Source organism: Mycobacterium sp. MS1601, from assembly GCF_001984215.1.
Classification (GTDB): domain Bacteria; phylum Actinomycetota; class Actinomycetes; order Mycobacteriales; family Mycobacteriaceae; genus Mycobacterium.
This window is the reverse complement of record NZ_CP019420.1, coordinates 1,813,921-1,830,208: the sequence shown is the minus strand read 5'-3', so window position 1 is coordinate 1,830,208 and position 16,288 is coordinate 1,813,921. Positions and strand designations below refer to the sequence as shown.

15 protein-coding genes are annotated in these 16,288 nt (G+C 64.8%); 12 read left to right on the top strand and 3 right to left on the bottom strand.

From position 1 onward, the window contains the following. The first annotated feature begins 11 nt into the window (after positions 1 to 11). From BVC93_RS08985 to BVC93_RS08940, 9 genes are all read left to right on the top strand, one after another. Complete coding sequence (locus tag BVC93_RS08985; protein ID WP_083736858.1) at positions 12 to 1,448, top strand: AMP-binding protein; 1,437 nt, start codon at positions 12 to 14, stop codon at positions 1,446 to 1,448. Then, on the top strand, positions 1,445 to 1,666 hold the full coding sequence (locus BVC93_RS08980; protein WP_083736857.1) for an acyl carrier protein: 222 nt from the start codon (positions 1,445 to 1,447) through the stop codon (positions 1,664 to 1,666). The genes BVC93_RS08985 and BVC93_RS08980 overlap by 4 nt, the downstream gene beginning before the upstream one ends. Next, positions 1,663 to 3,039, top strand: a complete 1,377-nt coding sequence (locus tag BVC93_RS08975) for a flavin monoamine oxidase family protein (RefSeq protein ID WP_197687536.1) — start codon at positions 1,663 to 1,665, stop codon at positions 3,037 to 3,039. Before BVC93_RS08980 ends, BVC93_RS08975 begins: the two co-directional genes overlap by 4 nt. Beyond that, on the top strand, positions 3,039 to 4,508 hold the full coding sequence (locus BVC93_RS08970) for a KamA family radical SAM protein (protein ID WP_083736856.1): 1,470 nt from the start codon (positions 3,039 to 3,041) through the stop codon (positions 4,506 to 4,508). The genes BVC93_RS08975 and BVC93_RS08970 overlap by 1 nt, the downstream gene beginning before the upstream one ends. Continuing rightward, positions 4,489 to 5,421, top strand: coding sequence for a hypothetical protein (locus BVC93_RS08965; RefSeq protein ID WP_083736855.1), 933 nt, complete (start codon positions 4,489 to 4,491; stop codon positions 5,419 to 5,421). The genes BVC93_RS08970 and BVC93_RS08965 overlap by 20 nt, the downstream gene beginning before the upstream one ends. 211 nt (positions 5,422 to 5,632) lie before the next feature. Then, entirely contained in the window at positions 5,633 to 6,889 is a 1,257-nt protein-coding gene (locus BVC93_RS08960) for a GH39 family glycosyl hydrolase (protein ID WP_157517196.1), read from the top strand. A 141-nt stretch (positions 6,890 to 7,030) separates the two neighbouring features. After that, entirely contained in the window at positions 7,031 to 8,674 is a 1,644-nt protein-coding gene (locus BVC93_RS33900) for a hypothetical protein (protein WP_192860235.1), read from the top strand. An 81-nt stretch (positions 8,675 to 8,755) separates the two neighbouring features. Further along, the gene (locus tag BVC93_RS08945; RefSeq protein ID WP_083736853.1) at positions 8,756 to 9,211 is read left to right on the top strand and encodes a hypothetical protein; all 456 of its coding nucleotides are present in this window, start codon (positions 8,756 to 8,758) and stop codon (positions 9,209 to 9,211) included. 128 nt (positions 9,212 to 9,339) lie between these two features. Further along, the gene (locus tag BVC93_RS08940; protein WP_236950301.1) at positions 9,340 to 9,933 is read left to right on the top strand and encodes a glycoside hydrolase family 16 protein; all 594 of its coding nucleotides are present in this window, start codon (positions 9,340 to 9,342) and stop codon (positions 9,931 to 9,933) included. On the opposite strand, the gene BVC93_RS08935 is transcribed toward BVC93_RS08940, so the two are convergent. Genes BVC93_RS08935 through kstD form a run of 3 tightly spaced genes read right to left on the bottom strand, consistent with a single transcriptional unit; the run spans position 9,872 to position 13,427 of the window. After that, the gene (locus BVC93_RS08935) at positions 9,872 to 10,849 is read right to left on the bottom strand and encodes an endonuclease/exonuclease/phosphatase family protein (RefSeq protein ID WP_236950300.1); all 978 of its coding nucleotides are present in this window, start codon (positions 10,847 to 10,849) and stop codon (positions 9,872 to 9,874) included. The genes BVC93_RS08940 and BVC93_RS08935 overlap by 62 nt on opposite strands. A 25-nt stretch (positions 10,850 to 10,874) precedes the next feature. Further along, positions 10,875 to 11,735 (bottom strand): MaoC/PaaZ C-terminal domain-containing protein, encoded by an 861-nt coding sequence (locus BVC93_RS08930; RefSeq protein WP_083736850.1) that lies wholly within the window; start codon positions 11,733 to 11,735, stop codon positions 10,875 to 10,877. Between the two features lie 3 nt (positions 11,736 to 11,738). Continuing rightward, on the bottom strand, positions 11,739 to 13,427 hold the full coding sequence (gene kstD / locus BVC93_RS08925) for a 3-oxosteroid 1-dehydrogenase (protein ID WP_083740920.1): 1,689 nt from the start codon (positions 13,425 to 13,427) through the stop codon (positions 11,739 to 11,741). Between the two features lie 72 nt (positions 13,428 to 13,499). On the opposite strand from kstD, the gene BVC93_RS08920 reads away from it, so the two are divergent. The 3 genes from BVC93_RS08920 to dmpG are packed head-to-tail and all read left to right on the top strand — an operon-like array spanning position 13,500 to position 16,259. Continuing rightward, on the top strand, positions 13,500 to 14,285 hold the full coding sequence (locus BVC93_RS08920; RefSeq protein WP_083736849.1) for a 2-keto-4-pentenoate hydratase: 786 nt from the start codon (positions 13,500 to 13,502) through the stop codon (positions 14,283 to 14,285). Between the two features lie 10 nt (positions 14,286 to 14,295). Beyond that, positions 14,296 to 15,213, top strand: a complete 918-nt coding sequence (locus BVC93_RS08915; protein WP_083736848.1) for an acetaldehyde dehydrogenase (acetylating) — start codon at positions 14,296 to 14,298, stop codon at positions 15,211 to 15,213. Continuing rightward, positions 15,210 to 16,259, top strand: coding sequence for a 4-hydroxy-2-oxovalerate aldolase (gene dmpG / locus BVC93_RS08910; protein ID WP_083736847.1), 1,050 nt, complete (start codon positions 15,210 to 15,212; stop codon positions 16,257 to 16,259). Before BVC93_RS08915 ends, dmpG begins: the two co-directional genes overlap by 4 nt. Positions 16,260 to 16,288 lie beyond the last annotated feature (29 nt).

The window sequence follows — 16,288 nt, the reverse complement described above, 5'->3', positions numbered from 1 at the left end:
GGGGAGAAGTCATGTCCGTATCCACACTGCGTGAAACAGAAGACGTGTTTCGGGCTTTCGAAGCGACGGCCGCGGTCAGGGGCAGCGAAGCCGCCCTGCTGCACAACGGCGACGTGGTGACGTATCAGAGTCTTGCCGAACGGGTTGCGATGACGGCATCGCTGTATCGCAGGGACTTCGCGGAGCAGGGTTCGCCGCGACCGGCAGGCGTGGTGGTCTCACACGCGCCTGCTGCTGTCGAGCATCTACTGGGTGCGCTCGCAGCGGGCGCTCCGTACTGTCCCATCGATGCTGCTCTTCCCGCAGCGCGGAGGCAGCAGCTGGCCGAAGCCTTCGGATCTGCCGACATCGGCGGCAGCGCAGCATATGTTCTCTGCACGTCCGGCTCCACCGGGGCGCCCAAGCCAGTGGTGGTGTCGCGGCAGGCGCTCTCGGTGACGGTTCGAGCGCTCGTGGATCTCTTCGAGCTCACACCTGATGACCGGGTGCTCCAGTTCGCCTCACTGAGCTGGGACACCTGCTTCGAGGAGATGCTGCCCGCACTCACCTGTGGGGCCACCGTCGTTTTCGATTGCGAAGCACACAGCGGCTCCATGCCGCGCTTCCTGCGTATGGTGCACGAGCGTGAGATCACCGTGCTGGACCTGCCCACCGCGTTCTGGCACGAACTGGTGCTGTATCTGAAGGACGAGCAGACGGGTCTGCCGGACACCCTGCGCCTGGTGATCATCGGCGGCGAGCGTGTCGACCCCACCCGGTTGCAGCAGTGGCGGTCCATGGCGACGGGTGGTATCACTTTGCTCAACACCTACGGGTGCACCGAGACCACCATGATCACCCATGCCGTCAGGCTGTCAGGTCCGGGCACCGAACCGGAAATCGAAGCCCAGCAAGGTGAGACACCGCTGGGGCGCCGGTTGCCTCACGTCGTCGACCACATCTCCGACGAGGGCGAGTTGCTGATCGCCGGCCCGGGCCTGGCCACCGGCTACCTCGGTTTCGCCGAATTGACCGAGGCCGCATTTCCCGTGGTGGCCCACGGCTGCGAGCCCACCCGGTGGTTCCACACCGGCGACCTGGTGACAGGGAGTGCGGGCGGGTTGCTCTACCCGCGTGGTCGGGTGGACGAGCAAGTGAAAGTTCTGGGTGTCCGGGTGCATCCAGCCGAGGTCGAGACTCAGCTGACCACACACCCCGCAGTGGCCGGTGCCGTGGTGGTGGGCACGCGGTCACTGGGACGCACCACCTTGACCGCTTACGTGGTGCCCGCGCTGGCCGTCAGCGCAGCGGAGTTGAAACGCTACCTACGTGCCCGATTGCCTGGGCAGTTTGTCCCGAGCCGAATCAATTTCGTTGCTGCACTGTCGTATACGTCCTCCGGCAAAGTCGACAGGGTGGCAACTCAGTGTGCCGCCGCAGACCTCGAGAACAAAGGAACAGTCCAATGAGCAGCGACCACATCGTCAAGATCTTCTGCGAGGTTCTCGACGTCCGGGAGGTCCGAGCAGACTCTGACTTCTTCGACCTGGGCGGCGATTCACTGCTGGCCACCCGGGTGCTCAGTGCCATCGCCCGCGATTTCGGCGTCGAGCTGCTCTACGACGATTTCGTCGACGATCCTTCACCCGAAGGTGTTTTCGCCAGAGTCGCCGCGGTGGTGCCGTGACCACCTGCGGTCCGCAGGTGGTGGTGATCGGGGCGGGTATCGCCGGTCTCACCGCCGCAGCGGATCTGGTGCGCGCCGGTGCGGACGTCACGGTGTTGGAGGCGCGTGGTCGTGTCGGCGGTCGGATGCGCGGTGTGCCGGTTTCCGGTGGCCATTTCGTCGACGGCGGTGCCGCGTACCTGGGAAATCGACACACGGCGCTGCTCGCTCTGATGAGACAGTACGGGCTGCGTCGGGAATCCACCGATATGGAGGGCAAGAGTACCTTCCTGTTGAACGGTGAGCGGACGACGACCGCCATGCGACTGCCACCACTGGATGCGGTTGCACTCGGACAACTTTTCGACCAGATCGAGGAACTGCTGGGACAGGCCGGGCCGGACCTGCCCTGGCTCAGCCCGGATGCGCGTCGACTCGACCGGATCTCGGCTCAACGATGGTTCAGCCAGCGGCTCACGCATCCTGATGCGTTGGCGTTCCTGCCGTTGTTCATCGGTCAGATGATGGCCGCCGACCCGACGGCGGTCTCCGCTCTGCACATGGCCTTCTACCTTCGGTCCGGCGGAGGAACTCGATTCCTCAACGCATTCGAAGGGGGCGCTCAGGAATGGCGCGTCGCGGGCGGGTCACACAGGTTGTGCGAGGCGATGGCCGACCACCTGGGCGGGCGGGTGCGACTGCAGGAGCCAGTCCGGTGCATCGACCAGGGCGCTGACGGGGTGGTGGTGCACACCATCTCCGAAGACGGACGGCGTTCGCGGTATCGCGGGGACAGGGCCATCGTTGCCATTCCTCCGGTCCTGGCCCAGGGCATCGATTTCCGGCCTGCTCTGGTGCGCCCCAGGGCGAGCGCGGTGACCGGGAGAGGTTGTGTGGTCAAGGTGCACCTGATCTATCCAACTGCGGTATGGCGGGAGTTCGGGTTGTCGGGCTGGTCGATGAGCGCACGTGGTCCGTTGATGTTCACGGTGGACGATTCGCCCCCGGACGGATCCGTGGGTGTGCTCACAGCATTCGTGACCGGTGTAGCAGCCAAGGCATTCAGTGTGCTTCCCGTGGCCGAGCAACGGGCCGCAGCCCTGGCTCACGTCACCCGGTTGTTCCCCCAGTTGCCCGCACCGACGCAGTGCTCGGTGACGGACTGGTTGTCCGAGAAGTACAGCCGAGGTTGTTATGCAGCACTGTTCGGCAAAGGCGATTGGCGCAGGCTCGGCCCGAGTCTCACCACGCCGCACGGGCGGATCCACTGGGCGGGAACCGAAACCAGCCTCGAGTTCTTCGGACACATGGAGGGCGCGGTCCTGTCCGGCCATCGCGCGGCGGCCGAGCTGATCGAACACGAAGCCAACGACACGAGAAGGGTTTTGGCGTAATGACTCTCATCACTGACATCGACCACACCGCAGGCACCGGATACACCGCCGCGCTGGACCAGCCTTACACCTACCGACGCAGGGAACTGTGGGAACCGGATTGGCGCCGTTATCCGGGATGGGCCGCTGTCACGCGGACCGAGTGGCGTGCAGCGCAATGGCAGCGTGCTCATTCCATCAAGAACATCGCTGAATTGCGTGCGGTGACCGGTGATCTGCTCGACGAGCGGTTCTATCAGGACTTGGCCGCCGACCACGAGCGGTTCGCCACCATGTCGATGCTCTTGCCACCCCAGATGCTCAACACCATGGTGCCGGAGCCCATGCCGAGCAGACGCGCATTCACCGACGCGTTCTACGCGGACCCGATCCGGCGCTACATGCTACCGGTGCTCAGCGACCGTCATCCCGAGTGGGCGTCACATCCCTACGCCGAACGGGACTCATTGCACGAGAGTGAGATGTGGGTGGTCGAGGGACTGACGCACCGGTACCCCACCAAGGTCCTCGCCGAGATGCTGTCGACCTGTCCACAGTACTGCGGGCACTGCACCCGGATGGACCTCATCGGTAACTCGACTCCGACGGTCACCAAGACCCGGTTGGCACTCAATCCGGTGGATCGACAGGACCAGATGATCGAATACCTCCGGGCTACACCGACTGTGCGCGATGTCGTGGTGTCCGGCGGTGACGTCGCCAATCTCCCGTGGCCGAGGTTGGAATCGTTTCTTCTTCGGCTGTTGGAGATTGAGACCATCCGAGACATCCGGTTGGCGACCAAGGCCTTGGCGGCCTTGCCGCAGCACTGGTTGCAGACGAGTGTTCTCGAGGGTGTGGCCAGGGTGGCGAAGCTGGCCGCGGGCCGGCGCGTGAACCTCGCCCTACACACCCACATCAACCACGCCGGATCGGTGACACCGCTGGTAGCGGATGCCGCGCGGGCCCTGCTGGACGCCGGGCTGCGGGATGTGCGCAATCAAGGGGTGTTGATGCGTGGGGTCAATGCCACTGCTGATGACCTGCTGGACTTGTGTTTTGCCCTGCAGGGGGAGGCGAACATACTGCCGTACTACTTCTACATGTGCGACATGATTCCCAACGCCGAACACTGGCGGACGTCGCTGTGGGAGGCTCAGCAACTGCAGTTGGCGATGCTGGGATATCTGCCCGGATTCGCGACACCGCGGATCGTGTGCGACGTTCCCTATGTAGGCAAACGCTGGGTGCACCAAGTGGCCCACTACAACAGGGAACTCGGAATCTCGTACTGGACCAAGAACTACCGGACCGGTCTGGATACGCACGACGACGACGCCCTGCGCAGGGTCTATCCGTTCTACGACCCTATCGACACACTCCCGGAGTCCGGTCGCAGTTGGTGGCGGACCAACAGCCACCTGCCTTGTGAGACCGCAGTGTCGATGGGTGTGCAGACAGGAAATCGGAATGGACACGCAGCCGACTAGGCACAATGGGCTCACGGCGTCACGCAGGTCCAAAGCCGAACTGGTTCCCATCACCGATGCTGCCGATCTGCTCGCTGTGGCGAATTTCCTGCACGACAACCACAATGACCGGCTGCCGTGGGCCCTTGCCTGCACTGCACTGCCTGGCGGTTCCGCGCCGCCCAACTACGGCTTCATGCTGCGGGCCGGCGGACGCGTGGTCGGGAGCATGCTCGCGCTGTACTCGCAGCGGCAGATCGGGGGCCGTGTCGAACACTTCTGCAATCTGGGTTCGTGGTGTGTCCTGCCCGAGTACAGATTCAGGAGCATCTCCCTCTTGAATGCGGCACTGGCCCAGGATGGCTACCATTTCACGGCACTGTCCCCGGATACCGGTCCTCGCGAAATACTGGCGTGGAGCGGCTTTCGGTTCCTTGACACATCGGCGGTGCTGGTCCCGAACTTGCCCTGGCCGGCGGTGCCTGGTGGCACGAGAGTCAGCTCTGACCCGGCTCTCATCGAACGAATCCTCACCGGAACTGATCTTCATGTGTACCGGGACCATGCCCGTGTGCTGGCGGCCAAGCAGGTGGTCCTGGCCCGGGGGGACCAAAGGTGCCACGTGGTGTTTCGGGAGTTTCGGCACCACAACGTACCGGTGTTTGCCGAGATACTCCACGTCAGCGACCCCGACCTGTTGCGACGGTGGTTCCGGACTCTCGGCCGGCACCTGTTGTTGCGGCACCGGTTGCCGGCCACCCTGGTCGAGGTTCGCTTGGTCGGCCATCGCCCGCGGCCAGGCCTGGAACTGAACAGCTGGCCCAAGATGTACCTGAGCAAGGACCTGGGCCCTGACGACATCGATTACCTCTACAGCGAACTCGTCTGTCTGCCGTGGCTTCGTGGCCGCGCTGGACGTCAACCAAGGAGATGACCGGTGTTGATGAACATAGTTCTGTGGGTACTCGCGTCGGTGGTTCTTCTGGCCGTTGGGGCACTGGGCGTCATTGTGGCCTGCTACGTTCTGCTCTTCTTTGCGCTCAGGTCCAACATTCCCCAAACTCGCTGTGACACACCGGATCGGTAAGAGGCGAGGCATGGCTGGCCACCGCGTCAGACGCGTTGCGCTCTGGGTCGTGACCGGCATGAGCGGGGCAGCGCTGTTCATGGCGTTGTGTCCATGGTCGCCGTGGGCTCCTGCCTCGGTGGAGAGCCACGAGGAAAACTGGCCGGGTTGGGGATTCACCCACACACAGTTCAGTGCCGACGGCGGTGATCCCGGATCGGTCGGGTCAGCACAGAATGCCTTGCGTACGGTGCCGATGGTTCAGGCTCAGCACATCATGGGGTTCGGGGCGGATAATCCGGAACCGTCACCGGGTCACTATGAGTTCGACAGCCTCGATCGCAGAATGAATCTCATTCGTGGCACGGGTGGAACCCCCGTGATCATCCTGTGCTGCGCGCCGGACTGGATGAAGGGCGGCGAGCCGGGACAGACCGACTGGAACAAGCTGGAGGATGCGCCGCTGCCCGAGCATTTCGCGGATTTCGCAGCATTGAGCGCGCTGATCGCCCAGCGGTACAGCTACGTCCGGCACTTTGTCGTGTGGAACGAATTCAAAGGTTTCTTCGACGACGACGAGAAACGCTGGAAGGCCGATGAATACACCACCCTCTACAATGCGGTCCGGGACGCGGTGAAGGCAGTCAATCCGGCTAACCGTGTCGGTGGGCCCTATCTGGATTTTTCTCGGCCGTTTGACCATTCGTACGCCTCACCGGGGCTTCGTGGGCCCTGGGGCTCGGTGGACCAGCGCGTCCTCGACGCTTTCATGTACTGGAAGAATCATCGCACAGGCGCGGATTTTGTTGTCGTCGATAGTCATGCGGTCACCGACACGGGGGGCGGTGACCCGTTCGCAGCGCTGACCAGATTCAGCGCAGTCGACAGATGGCTGCGAATCCACGATGATCTGCCGGTCTGGTGGGCCGAATGGTATGTCGAGCCCACAGGCCCCGATTGGCCGCCGGGACGCGATGTCGCCCTGCGGATTGCCGCAATGATCGAACTGGCGAGTACGGGTGCCCAGACAGTGCTCTACTGGAACCCGCGACCACAGGGTCAGACGTGCGCCGAATGCTTGTGGACGGATACATGGATGGCCAATGGAGGCAAGCCATTACCGTTTCTCACCGACGTACTGCAACGATTCGCCTCGACGTTTCCGCCGGACGTGCGGCGGTGGAAAGTGGCTGCGCCCGAGGGGGTTCTGGCGTTGGCATCTGAATCCACACTGCTGGTGGTCAACACCACCGAGTCGGCAATCAGAGCCGAGGTATCGGGAAGATCAATTGATCTGCCCGGCTATGGATTTCGGTGGTCGACACCGCGCCATTAATCGAGGAACTAGTTCCTCGCGCGGTGTGGGTGCAGTAAAAGTTGGTTCCAAAGGTCCATGTACGTGTCGGACGGGTCGTCGGATAGTTGAAGTGCTGAGCCTGCCGGGGGTCGACAGGCGCACTCCAAGGAGGTTCCAATCGTGTCCACGAAGTCCAAGCGCTCGCAGAGGTTCTCGGCGCGCCAAGTCATCACCACGGGAGTAGCCGGATCGGCAATGGTGGGGGTGGGGTTGTTGCTGTCCACGCCATTCGACACACTCGAGCAGACCAGCTTCGAAGTGAAGCTCGTCTCGAACGAGGTGCCGCTGGACCCGCCGGCCGAGTGCGCGCCGAACGTCGAATTCTGCGTCTCGGACGCACCTACCCCGCCCGCGCTGGCTTCCGCCGCTGTCACGATGGGCCTGGCCAACTTGCCGACCATCATCGGTCCCGGGGGCTGGCTGATCGGTGACGGGATCGATGCCAATCCGCTGACCTGCACCGCGCCATGCAATGGCGGAAACGGCGGTCTGTTGTGGGGCAACGGCGGCGATGGGGCCTTGGGGGGCAACGGTGGCAATGCCGGCCTGTTCGGCGGCAATGGTGGTAATGGCGGCGATGGTGTCGATGCGGTGTACAACGCCGCGGGTGCCCGTACGTCCGAGGCCACGGCCGGCGGTAACGGCGGAAGCGGTGGGCTGTTCGGTCGCGGCGGCAACGGCGGCGACGGCGGCAGCGACCTGCAGACACAGATCGTGAATTACGCCGGCGGCCAGATCGACGCTGTTGGTGCTGCCGGCGGCAGGGGCGGAGCAGGCAGCCTGTTGATCGGCGACGCCGGCAACGGCGGCGCGGGCGGTAACGCGGTGTCCTATTACGGGGACGCCACTGCGGGTGCCGGCGGTGCCGGTGGCGGAACTGTCACCGGCGCCGCGGGCAACGGCGGCGACGGGGGTTACGCCGAAGCGCGGGGCACCGGTTGGATAGCCACCGGTGGTGATGGCGGCGCAGGCGGCGGAACCGTCACCGGTGACGCCGGTGACGGCGGAGCCGGCGGCTATGGCACCGCCAACGACGGCGCAGGAACCGGTGGTGCCGGTGGAGATGGTGGAAGCGCGCTCGTGGCCGGCGCAGGCGGCAGCGGTGGAGCAGGTGGCGACAGCCGCAACGAGCTCGATGCCGACGACGAAACCGCCGATTCCACCGGCGGCGCCGGCGGCGCGGGTGGTTCAGGTGGCTTCCTGGCCGGCGGCGGCGGTGGGGGTGGTCAAGGCGGCTACTCGGAGTCCGAATACGGCGATGCCACAGGCGGCGCAGGCGGAGCCGGCGGTAGCGCGACCACGGGCAACGGCGGCAGCGGTGGAGCCGGTGGTGGCGCCATCAGCAACGGCGTGGAGGGCACCGCCACCGGCGGTGCAGGCGGTGGAGGCGGCTCGACCGTCGTCTTCGGTGACGGCGGCGACGGCGGAGAAGGCGGCGCTGCTCAAGCAACCGACGATGACGGGACAGCCGTCGGCGGTGCGGGCGGTATCGGTGGAAACGGTGCCGGATTCGGGTCCGGTGGTGACGGCGGCGACGGCGGCGAAGCCGGCGGACTCGACAGTGGCGCCGGCACCAACACCGGTGGCGGCGGCGGTGAAGGTGGTGACGGCGGCGGAATCGGCGGCAACGGCGGCAACGGCGGCGATGGCGGTGATGCGTCGGGAGGCACCACCAACAACGGCGGTGCCGGCGGCGCCGGAGGTTCCGGCGGCCTCGGTGGCAACAACGGCAGCGACGGCAGCCCGGGCGCCGGCGACGACTAGAGCCCACCCAACATGAATCACGGCGCGGGTGCCGACCGAATCCGGTCGGCACCCGCACCACATCACCAGGGGGTATGAGCAATGTCTGTCAGACGATTCATCGCACCGGTCGCGCTGGTGGTGGCAGTGATAGCTGTCCTCATCTCCGGCTGGTTACTGCTGCGCTCGTCGCAGGAGCCGGCGGCCTCAGCCGAACAGACCGATCAGGCCAGAGTGCGGATCTGCGATGCCTTCACCACGGTCCACCAGGCGCTGTCGATACAGACCAATGTGGATCTTGGCTCCGATGCGGTGGCCCGCGAAGCGGTGGCGGCCAATGCCCGGTTGGCGACTATCACCGGTGGGCAATACCTGATGTCCCGCCTGGATCCTGCGACGCCGTCCGAACTGGCGGCCCCGGTCCGGACGTTCGCTGCCAACATCGAGGACATCGGGATGAGCCAGCTGGTAGGCAGGACCAATTCCGATCCTCACGTGATGGCGCTCATGGCTGAAGCTCAGTCGGCCGGCGACCAGGTGGCACAACAATGCGCGTGACGACGTTTGCCCGCCCGGCAGTCGCCGCGCTTTGCGTTGCGGCCGGCGTGGTAGCCGCCCCTGGCACCGCAGGCGCGGACGGCTTCTGCCCGGCGACTGCGGCAGGAGCTCATGGGTGGGGTACGCCCTTGCGGACCGACGATTTCAGCAGTCCGGGTGCGCTGGGCGGCTGGTACTTGTACAACGGTCCGGGACATGACGGCAACGGTCGCCGTACTCCTTCGGCGGCGTCGGTGAACGACGGCATGCTGACGATCACGGGAGACGCGGCGGGTGACTCCGAGGGCATGGCGTGGACACCGGGCCGCAAGTACGGACGGTGGGAGGTCTGCGCGAAATCGTCTGTTGCATCAGCGAATTACCACTCGGTGCTGCTGCTGTGGCCGTCGGGCGCGGGCAGCGGCGAGGTGGACTTCATGGAGATCGCCGATCCGTCCCGGCAGAGCGTCGATGCCTTCATCCACTACGAGAACGGTGGAAAGAAGTCGAACACCATCGGCATCGATGCCACCCAGTGGCACAGCTGGGCTGTCGAATGGACACCGCAGCGCCTGGCCTTCTTTGTCGATGGTGCGCAGTGGTGGGAGATGACCGAAACCGAGCCCATTCCGCGAAACCCGATGGTGCTGTGTGTGCAGCTGGACAACTTCGGCGGTGACATCAGCCAGGGGGGACAGCTTTTCGTGGATTGGACGCGGGAGTATCCAGTGCAACAGAGCTGATGATTCCGCGGTGATCCGAACCCGGAAGCCGGATCGTGTGCAGCGAGGTGGCGGTGCAGTTGCGTGTGAGGATGTGATCGATGGTGATCGCCGGTGGCAGCGGCCAATGGGCCGGATAGGTGGGTGTGAAGCCGGCCCCTGACTGCTCGGCAGCATCTCGGTAACCGTTGCGCAAAAGGGCACGAAACTGCAGTACGTCCAGGGAGCTGTTGAAGTCTCCCGCGACGATCACCGCGCTGTCGCCCGCCTGATCGGCTGTGTCGCTCAGCGTGGCAGGTAGCCGGTCCATGTCGTGACGCCATTCGCCGATGGGCTGCGGCCACGGTCCGGGGAGGTGAACTACGAGCACCATCGGATTGATCACACTGCCGGACAACTCTATTCGGGCACTGAGGAAAGCCATGCTGAACCCGTCGATACGTCGGGTGTCCGAGAGCGGGTAGCGACTCCAGAGGCCGGAGCCGGAGGCTCCGTCGCGTGGATCGAGCCAGCGGTGTGGAAAAGCCGCGTCGATACCTGCAACGGTGAGGTTCTCGACGAACTCAGGTGTCAGCTCCTGGACGGCAAGTACATCGGCCTGCGCCGCAGCTGATTTCACGAGGTCTGCGGGGTCGGCATATCCGCCGTACACGTTCGCCGACATCACCCGGACGACGTGTTCAGCCTGTCCGGGCTTCGAACTTCGATACAGCGGAACCATGACGGCCACGGCCACGAGGGTCACCACCAGGGCGACGACGAACATCCGGCGGCCGAAGATGGCCAGCAGCAGTGCTGCCAGGGGCGCGAACATCAACAGGTATGGCGCAAGCACAGCGCTGAGCAGAACCAGATGATTGGTCGCCGGCACATACCGCGCCGCCAGACCCCAGCAGGCGACACCCAAAGTGACGAGGCCGACGGCCTTTGCGAACACCTTGTGAATCTACCTGCTGCACACGCTAAGCCGGCGTCAACTCCACATCTGAGAGCACTGCGGCATCATCGCGCCCCGGTGCCACCACGTTGGCGACGAACCGGCCGTCTTCCTTCCATACGCGGGCGGTCAACGTCTCACCCGGGAAGGCGACGCCGGCGAAGCGCGCACTGTAGGAGCCCACCGCGGCGGCGTCGCCATCCAGTAGCGCATCGGTGATGGCCTTGCAGGTCATCCCGTAGGTGCACAACCCGTGCAGGATCGGCTTCGGAAAGCCGGCGGCAGAGGCAAATCCGGGGTCGGAATGCAGCGGGTTGCGGTCGCCGCACAGACGGTAGAGCAGTGCCTGCTGCGGCAGCACCGAGATCGCCAACTCCACATCAGGAGCGCGGTCTGGCGTCACCTGTGAGCCGGACGGACCCCGGTCACCACCGAATCCACCCTCACCCCTGGCGAAGATGGACCGCTTCTGCGCCCATAGCAGTGTTCCATCGGGTGCGGTGACCTCGGTCTCCGACCAGATGACGGCCGCCTTGCCCTTGTCCCAGATGTCAGTGAAGCGGGTGACGGCGATACCCGTGCCCGACGGCGGGATCGGCGCCGGAGCGGTGATGCCCTCACTGCCGTGGAGCACCTTGGACAGTTCGATGTCGATACCCGGGAAGCTCACCGTGGGCGCCTTGGTCATGTGGAAGCTCTGTGCCACGTTGCCGAAGGTGGGCAGGACCTGTGGGGTGTCGTCTACCAGATACCGCAGCTCGCGGGGGTCCAACGGGTCGGCACCCGCACCGAGACCCAGGTGATAGAGCTGGATATCGCTGCTGGTCCACGAGAACTCGGCGGGCGGCAGCTGGGCGCCGAGGGCGGTGTCGAGGTCGATGGGCATGGCTCAACCCTTTCCGGCGATGTGCAGTGCCGCCAGATAGCCGAAGGTCATCGCGGGGCCGATGGTTCCGCCCGGTCCCGGGTAGGTGTGCCCCATCACCGGCGCGCTCACGTTGCCCGCGGCGTACAGCCCTTCGATCACGGAGCCGTCGTCACGCAGCGCGCGGCCGTGGATGTCGGTGACAACACCGCCCTTGGTGCCCAGGTCGCCGGGCACCATCTTGGCGGCGTAGAACGGGCCGTGGCTGATCTCGCCGAGGTTCGGGTTCGGTTTGTTGGTCGGATCGCCGTAGTACCGGTCGTAGGCACTCTCGCCGCGGTGGAAGTCCTGGTCCACCCCGTCGCGGGCGAAGCCGTTGAACCGCTCGATGGATTCGGCGAAGGCCGCCGCGGGAAGGCCTGCCTTCTCCGCCAGTTCGGCCAGGGTGTCGGCTTTGACGATGACGCCGGACTCCAGCCATTTGTTCGGAATACGCTGTCCCGGTTGCAATCCAGCGAAGATGTAGCGGTCACGGTACTGCTGGTCGAAGATGAGCCAGGCCGGGATGTTCTCGCCCGGGCCCTGGCCCTGACCATACTGCCCCCCATACATATGGTGGCAGGCTTCGACGTACGGCATGGATTCGTTCATGAAGCGCTTGCCCGCCATGTTGACGATGATCGAGCCGGGGGAGTTGCGTTCCGAGAGTGCGAACCATGGTGCGTCCACCAGCGGAACCGTCGGACCCCACCAGGCGTCTTCCATGACATCCAGTGCAGCGCCGAGTTTTTCGGCGGCCACGATGCCGTCGCCGGTGTTGGCCTTGGCGCCCACGGTCCACTCGGTGGTGATGGGTGCCCGCTGGTACTTGACCCGCATCTGCTCGTTGTGTTCGAACCCACCGCTACCGAGGATGACACCGCGGCGAGCGCGGATCAATTGGGGCTCAGCGGATTCCGGTGCGTCAGTGGGACGCACGTAGATGCCCTTGACCACGCCGTCCTCGACGTAGAGGTCGGTGAACGCGGTGTTCAGCCGTACCGGCACACCAGCCTGCTGCAGACCGATGCGCAACGGGGCGATGAGCGCGCGACCCATGCCCACCAGATTCTTGCCGGTGGCCTTGGCCCACACGGTGCGGGCCCCGACCTTCAGGCTGCGCAGAACCCCACGCGGATGCCGTTTGAGCTGATTGAGCCGGACGTAGTCCTGCTGCATCACCACCACGTTGAGTGGCACCTTGCCGTAGGGCGGCTCCAGCCCGGCCAGGTCGGCACCCAGCTTCTTGGCGTCGAATGGCTTGGGCTCGACGGATCTGCCGGTGGGCTTGCCGCCCGGGGTCTCGGGGTAGTAGTCGGAGTAGCCAGGCACCCAGCACAGCTTCAGCGGTGAGTGTCTGGTTACAAAGGACAGCATCTCGGGCCCGCGCTGCAGGTAGGTGTCGATCTTCTCGACGGGCACCACGTCGCCGACGATGGCGTGGAGGTACGTCCGGGCTGCTTCAGCAGTGTCGCTGACGCCGGCACGCTTGAGGATCTCGTTGTTGGGGATCCACACGCCGCCACCAGAACGTGCAGTAGAACCACCATAGTGCGGGGCCTTCTCAACAACTAGTGTTGACAGCCCCTGGTGAGCGGCGGTGAGGGCGGCGACCATGCCGGCGCCGCCACTGCCTACCACCACCACGTCGAAGTCGCCATCCTGACCAGTCATGTAGAACACGTTATAGAATTGCCCGGGCCGCGAACAACCGCCCCGGTCAAAGAAGTGAGGGGAATTCACAAGATGCTGGGCGAACAGACCCGAGCTAAGTTGGCCGCCGAGCTGGCGGAGGCCGAGCGCAGCCGTGTGCCGATGGATCCGTTGACCGCTGCTCACCCGGATATCGACGTGGTCGATGCCTACGAGATCCAGCTGATCAATATCCGCCGGCGGGTGGCCGAGGGAGCCCGGGTGATCGGCCACAAAGTGGGTCTGTCCAGCGAAGCCATGCAGAAGATGATGAACGTCGATGAGCCGGACTACGGCCACCTGCTCGAAGACATGGCGGTGTTCTCCGATGTACCGGTCAAGGCGTCCGCGTACCTGTATCCGCGGGTGGAGGTCGAGGTTGGATTCATCCTCGCCGACGATCTCCCGGGGGCGGGGTGCACCGAAGATGACGTGCTCGCGGCCACGGCGGCGTTCGCCCCGTCAATCGAGTTGATCGACACCCGGATCAAGGACTGGAAGATCAAGCTCTGTGACACCATCGCCGACAATGCTTCGTCGGCCGGGTGGGTGCTGGGGCCGGACCGCGTGTCGCCCAAGGACGTCGATATTCGAGCCATCGAGGCCGAATTGCGCTGCAACGGCGAGGTGATCGCCGAGGGGCGCAGTGATGCGGTGCTGGGCAATCCGGTGACGGCCGTGGCGTGGCTGGCGCGCAAAGTGGACAGCTTCGGTGTGCGGTTGAAGGCCGGCGACGTCGTGTTGCCGGGCTCGTGCACCAGGGCGATAGATGCACATCCCGGCGATCATTTCGTCGCCGACTTCGCCGGGTTGGGTTCTGTAGAGCTGACTTTCGAATAGGAGCCGATACATGGCCGACAAGGCAACCGTTGCGATCGTGGGGTCGGGCAACATCAGCACCGACCTGTTGTACAAGTTGTTGCGCTCGAACTGGCTGGAGCCACGGTGGATGATCGGCATCGACCCGGACAGTGAAGGGTTGGCGCGGGCTCGCAAGCTCGGGCTGGAAACCTCCCATGAGGGGGTGAACTGGCTACTGGGCCGCGATGAGTTGCCGGATCTGGTGTTCGAGGCCACCAGTGCCTACGTGCACCGCGATGCCGCTCCGCGGTACGCCGAAGCCGGGATCCGTGCCATCGACCTGACGCCCGCCGCGGTGGGGCCAGGGGTGATTCCGCCGGCAAACCTGCGCGAGCATCTGGATGCGCCGAACGTGAACATGGTGACCTGCGGTGGGCAGGCGACCATTCCCATCGTCTACGCAGTGTCACGGGTTGTCGGGGTGCCGTATGCCGAGATCGTGGCCTCGGTGTCGTCTGCGTCTGCCGGGCCAGGTACGCGCGCCAACATCGACGAGTTCACCAAGACCACCAGCGCGGGTGTGCAGAACATCGGTGGTGCTGACCGCGGTAAGGCAATCATCATCCTGAACCCGGCAGATCCGCCGATGATCATGCGCGACACCATCTTCTGCGCCATCCCCGAGGACGCTGACCACGACGCCATCACGGCGTCCATCAAGGACGTGGTGGCCGAGGTGCAGACCTATGTGCCCGGCTATCGGTTGCTCAACGAGCCGCAGTTCGACGAGCCGTCGGTGTTCAACGGCGGCAATCACGTGGTCACCACCTTCGTCGAGGTGGAGGGCGCCGGTGACTACCTGCCGCCATATGCCGGCAATCTGGACATCATGACCGCGGCGGCCACCAAGGTGGGCGAGGAGATTGCCCGCGAGGTGCTGGCCGCGACAACAGGAGGTCACGCATGAGTACCGAGCAGATCTATTTCGACCCGATGTGGGACATCAGGATGACCGACACCTCCCTGCGGGACGGGTCGCATCACAAGCGGCACCAGTTCACCAGGGACGAGGTGGCGGCCATCGTCGGCGCACTGGATACCGCCGGAGTCCCGGTCATCGAGGTCACCCACGGTGACGGGCTCGGTGGGTCCAGCTTCAACTACGGGTTCTCCAAAACCCCGGAGCAGGAGTTGATCAAGCTGGCCGCCGAGACGGCCAAGGAATCGAAGATCGCCTTCCTGATGCTGCCCGGTGTCGGCACCAAAGAGGACATCAAAGAGGCCCAGAACAACGGCGGTTCGATCTGCCGGATCGCGACGCACTGCACCGAGGCCGACGTCTCCATTCAGCATTTCGGCCTGGCACGTGAGCTGGGCTTGGAGACCGTCGGATTTCTGATGATGAGCCACACCATCTCCCCGGAGAAGCTGGCGGCGCAGGCGCGCATCATGGCCGACGCCGGTTGCCAGTGTGTGTACGTGGTGGACTCCGCCGGGGCCCTGGTGCTCGAAGGGGTGGCCGACCGGGTGTCGGCGCTGGTGGCCGAACTCGGAGACGACGCGCAGGTCGGTTTCCATGGGCATGAGAATCTCGGCTTGGGCGTGGCGAATTCGATCGAGGCGGTGCGTGCCGGGGCCAAGCAGATCGACGGGTCCTGCCGTCGTTTCGGTGCCGGAGCCGGTAATGCTCCGGTGGAGGCATTGATCGGGGTGTTCGACAAGATCGGTGTGAAGACCGGTATCGACTTCTTCGACATCGCGGACGCCGCTGAGGAGGTGGTGGCGCCCGCCATGCCGCAAGAGTGCCTGCTGGACCGCAATGCACTGATCATGGGTTACTCCGGGGTGTACTCCAGCTTCCTCAAGCACGCCATCCGCCAGTCCGAGCGTTACGGGGTGCCTGCGCACAAGCTGCTGCACCGCGCCGGGCAACGCAAACTCATCGGCGGTCAGGAAGACCAGCTGATCGACATCGCACTCGAGATCAAGCGTGAGATGGAGGCCGCCACCTGATGTGGGTGGCTCGCCTTTCACCTGAGTGA

What these genes read in the sequence shown, in the direction of transcription:
- BVC93_RS08985 (WP_083736858.1), top strand. Translation starts at nt 12, where the DNA reads ATGTCCGTATCCACACTGCGTGAAACAGAAGACGTGTTTCGGGCTTTC.
- BVC93_RS08980 (WP_083736857.1), top strand. Translation starts at nt 1,445, where the DNA reads ATGAGCAGCGACCACATCGTCAAGATCTTCTGCGAGGTTCTCGACGTC.
- BVC93_RS08970 (WP_083736856.1), top strand. Translation starts at nt 3,039, where the DNA reads ATGACTCTCATCACTGACATCGACCACACCGCAGGCACCGGATACACC.
- BVC93_RS08965 (WP_083736855.1), top strand. Translation starts at nt 4,489, where the DNA reads ATGGACACGCAGCCGACTAGGCACAATGGGCTCACGGCGTCACGCAGG.
- BVC93_RS08960 (WP_157517196.1), top strand. Translation starts at nt 5,633, where the DNA reads ATGAGCGGGGCAGCGCTGTTCATGGCGTTGTGTCCATGGTCGCCGTGG.
- BVC93_RS08945 (WP_083736853.1), top strand. Translation starts at nt 8,756, where the DNA reads ATGTCTGTCAGACGATTCATCGCACCGGTCGCGCTGGTGGTGGCAGTG.
- BVC93_RS08930 (WP_083736850.1), bottom strand. Translation starts at nt 11,735, where the DNA reads ATGCCCATCGACCTCGACACCGCCCTCGGCGCCCAGCTGCCGCCCGCC.
- kstD (WP_083740920.1), bottom strand. Translation starts at nt 13,427, where the DNA reads ATGACTGGTCAGGATGGCGACTTCGACGTGGTGGTGGTAGGCAGTGGC.
- BVC93_RS08920 (WP_083736849.1), top strand. Translation starts at nt 13,500, where the DNA reads ATGCTGGGCGAACAGACCCGAGCTAAGTTGGCCGCCGAGCTGGCGGAG.
- BVC93_RS08915 (WP_083736848.1), top strand. Translation starts at nt 14,296, where the DNA reads ATGGCCGACAAGGCAACCGTTGCGATCGTGGGGTCGGGCAACATCAGC.
- dmpG (WP_083736847.1), top strand. Translation starts at nt 15,210, where the DNA reads ATGAGTACCGAGCAGATCTATTTCGACCCGATGTGGGACATCAGGATG.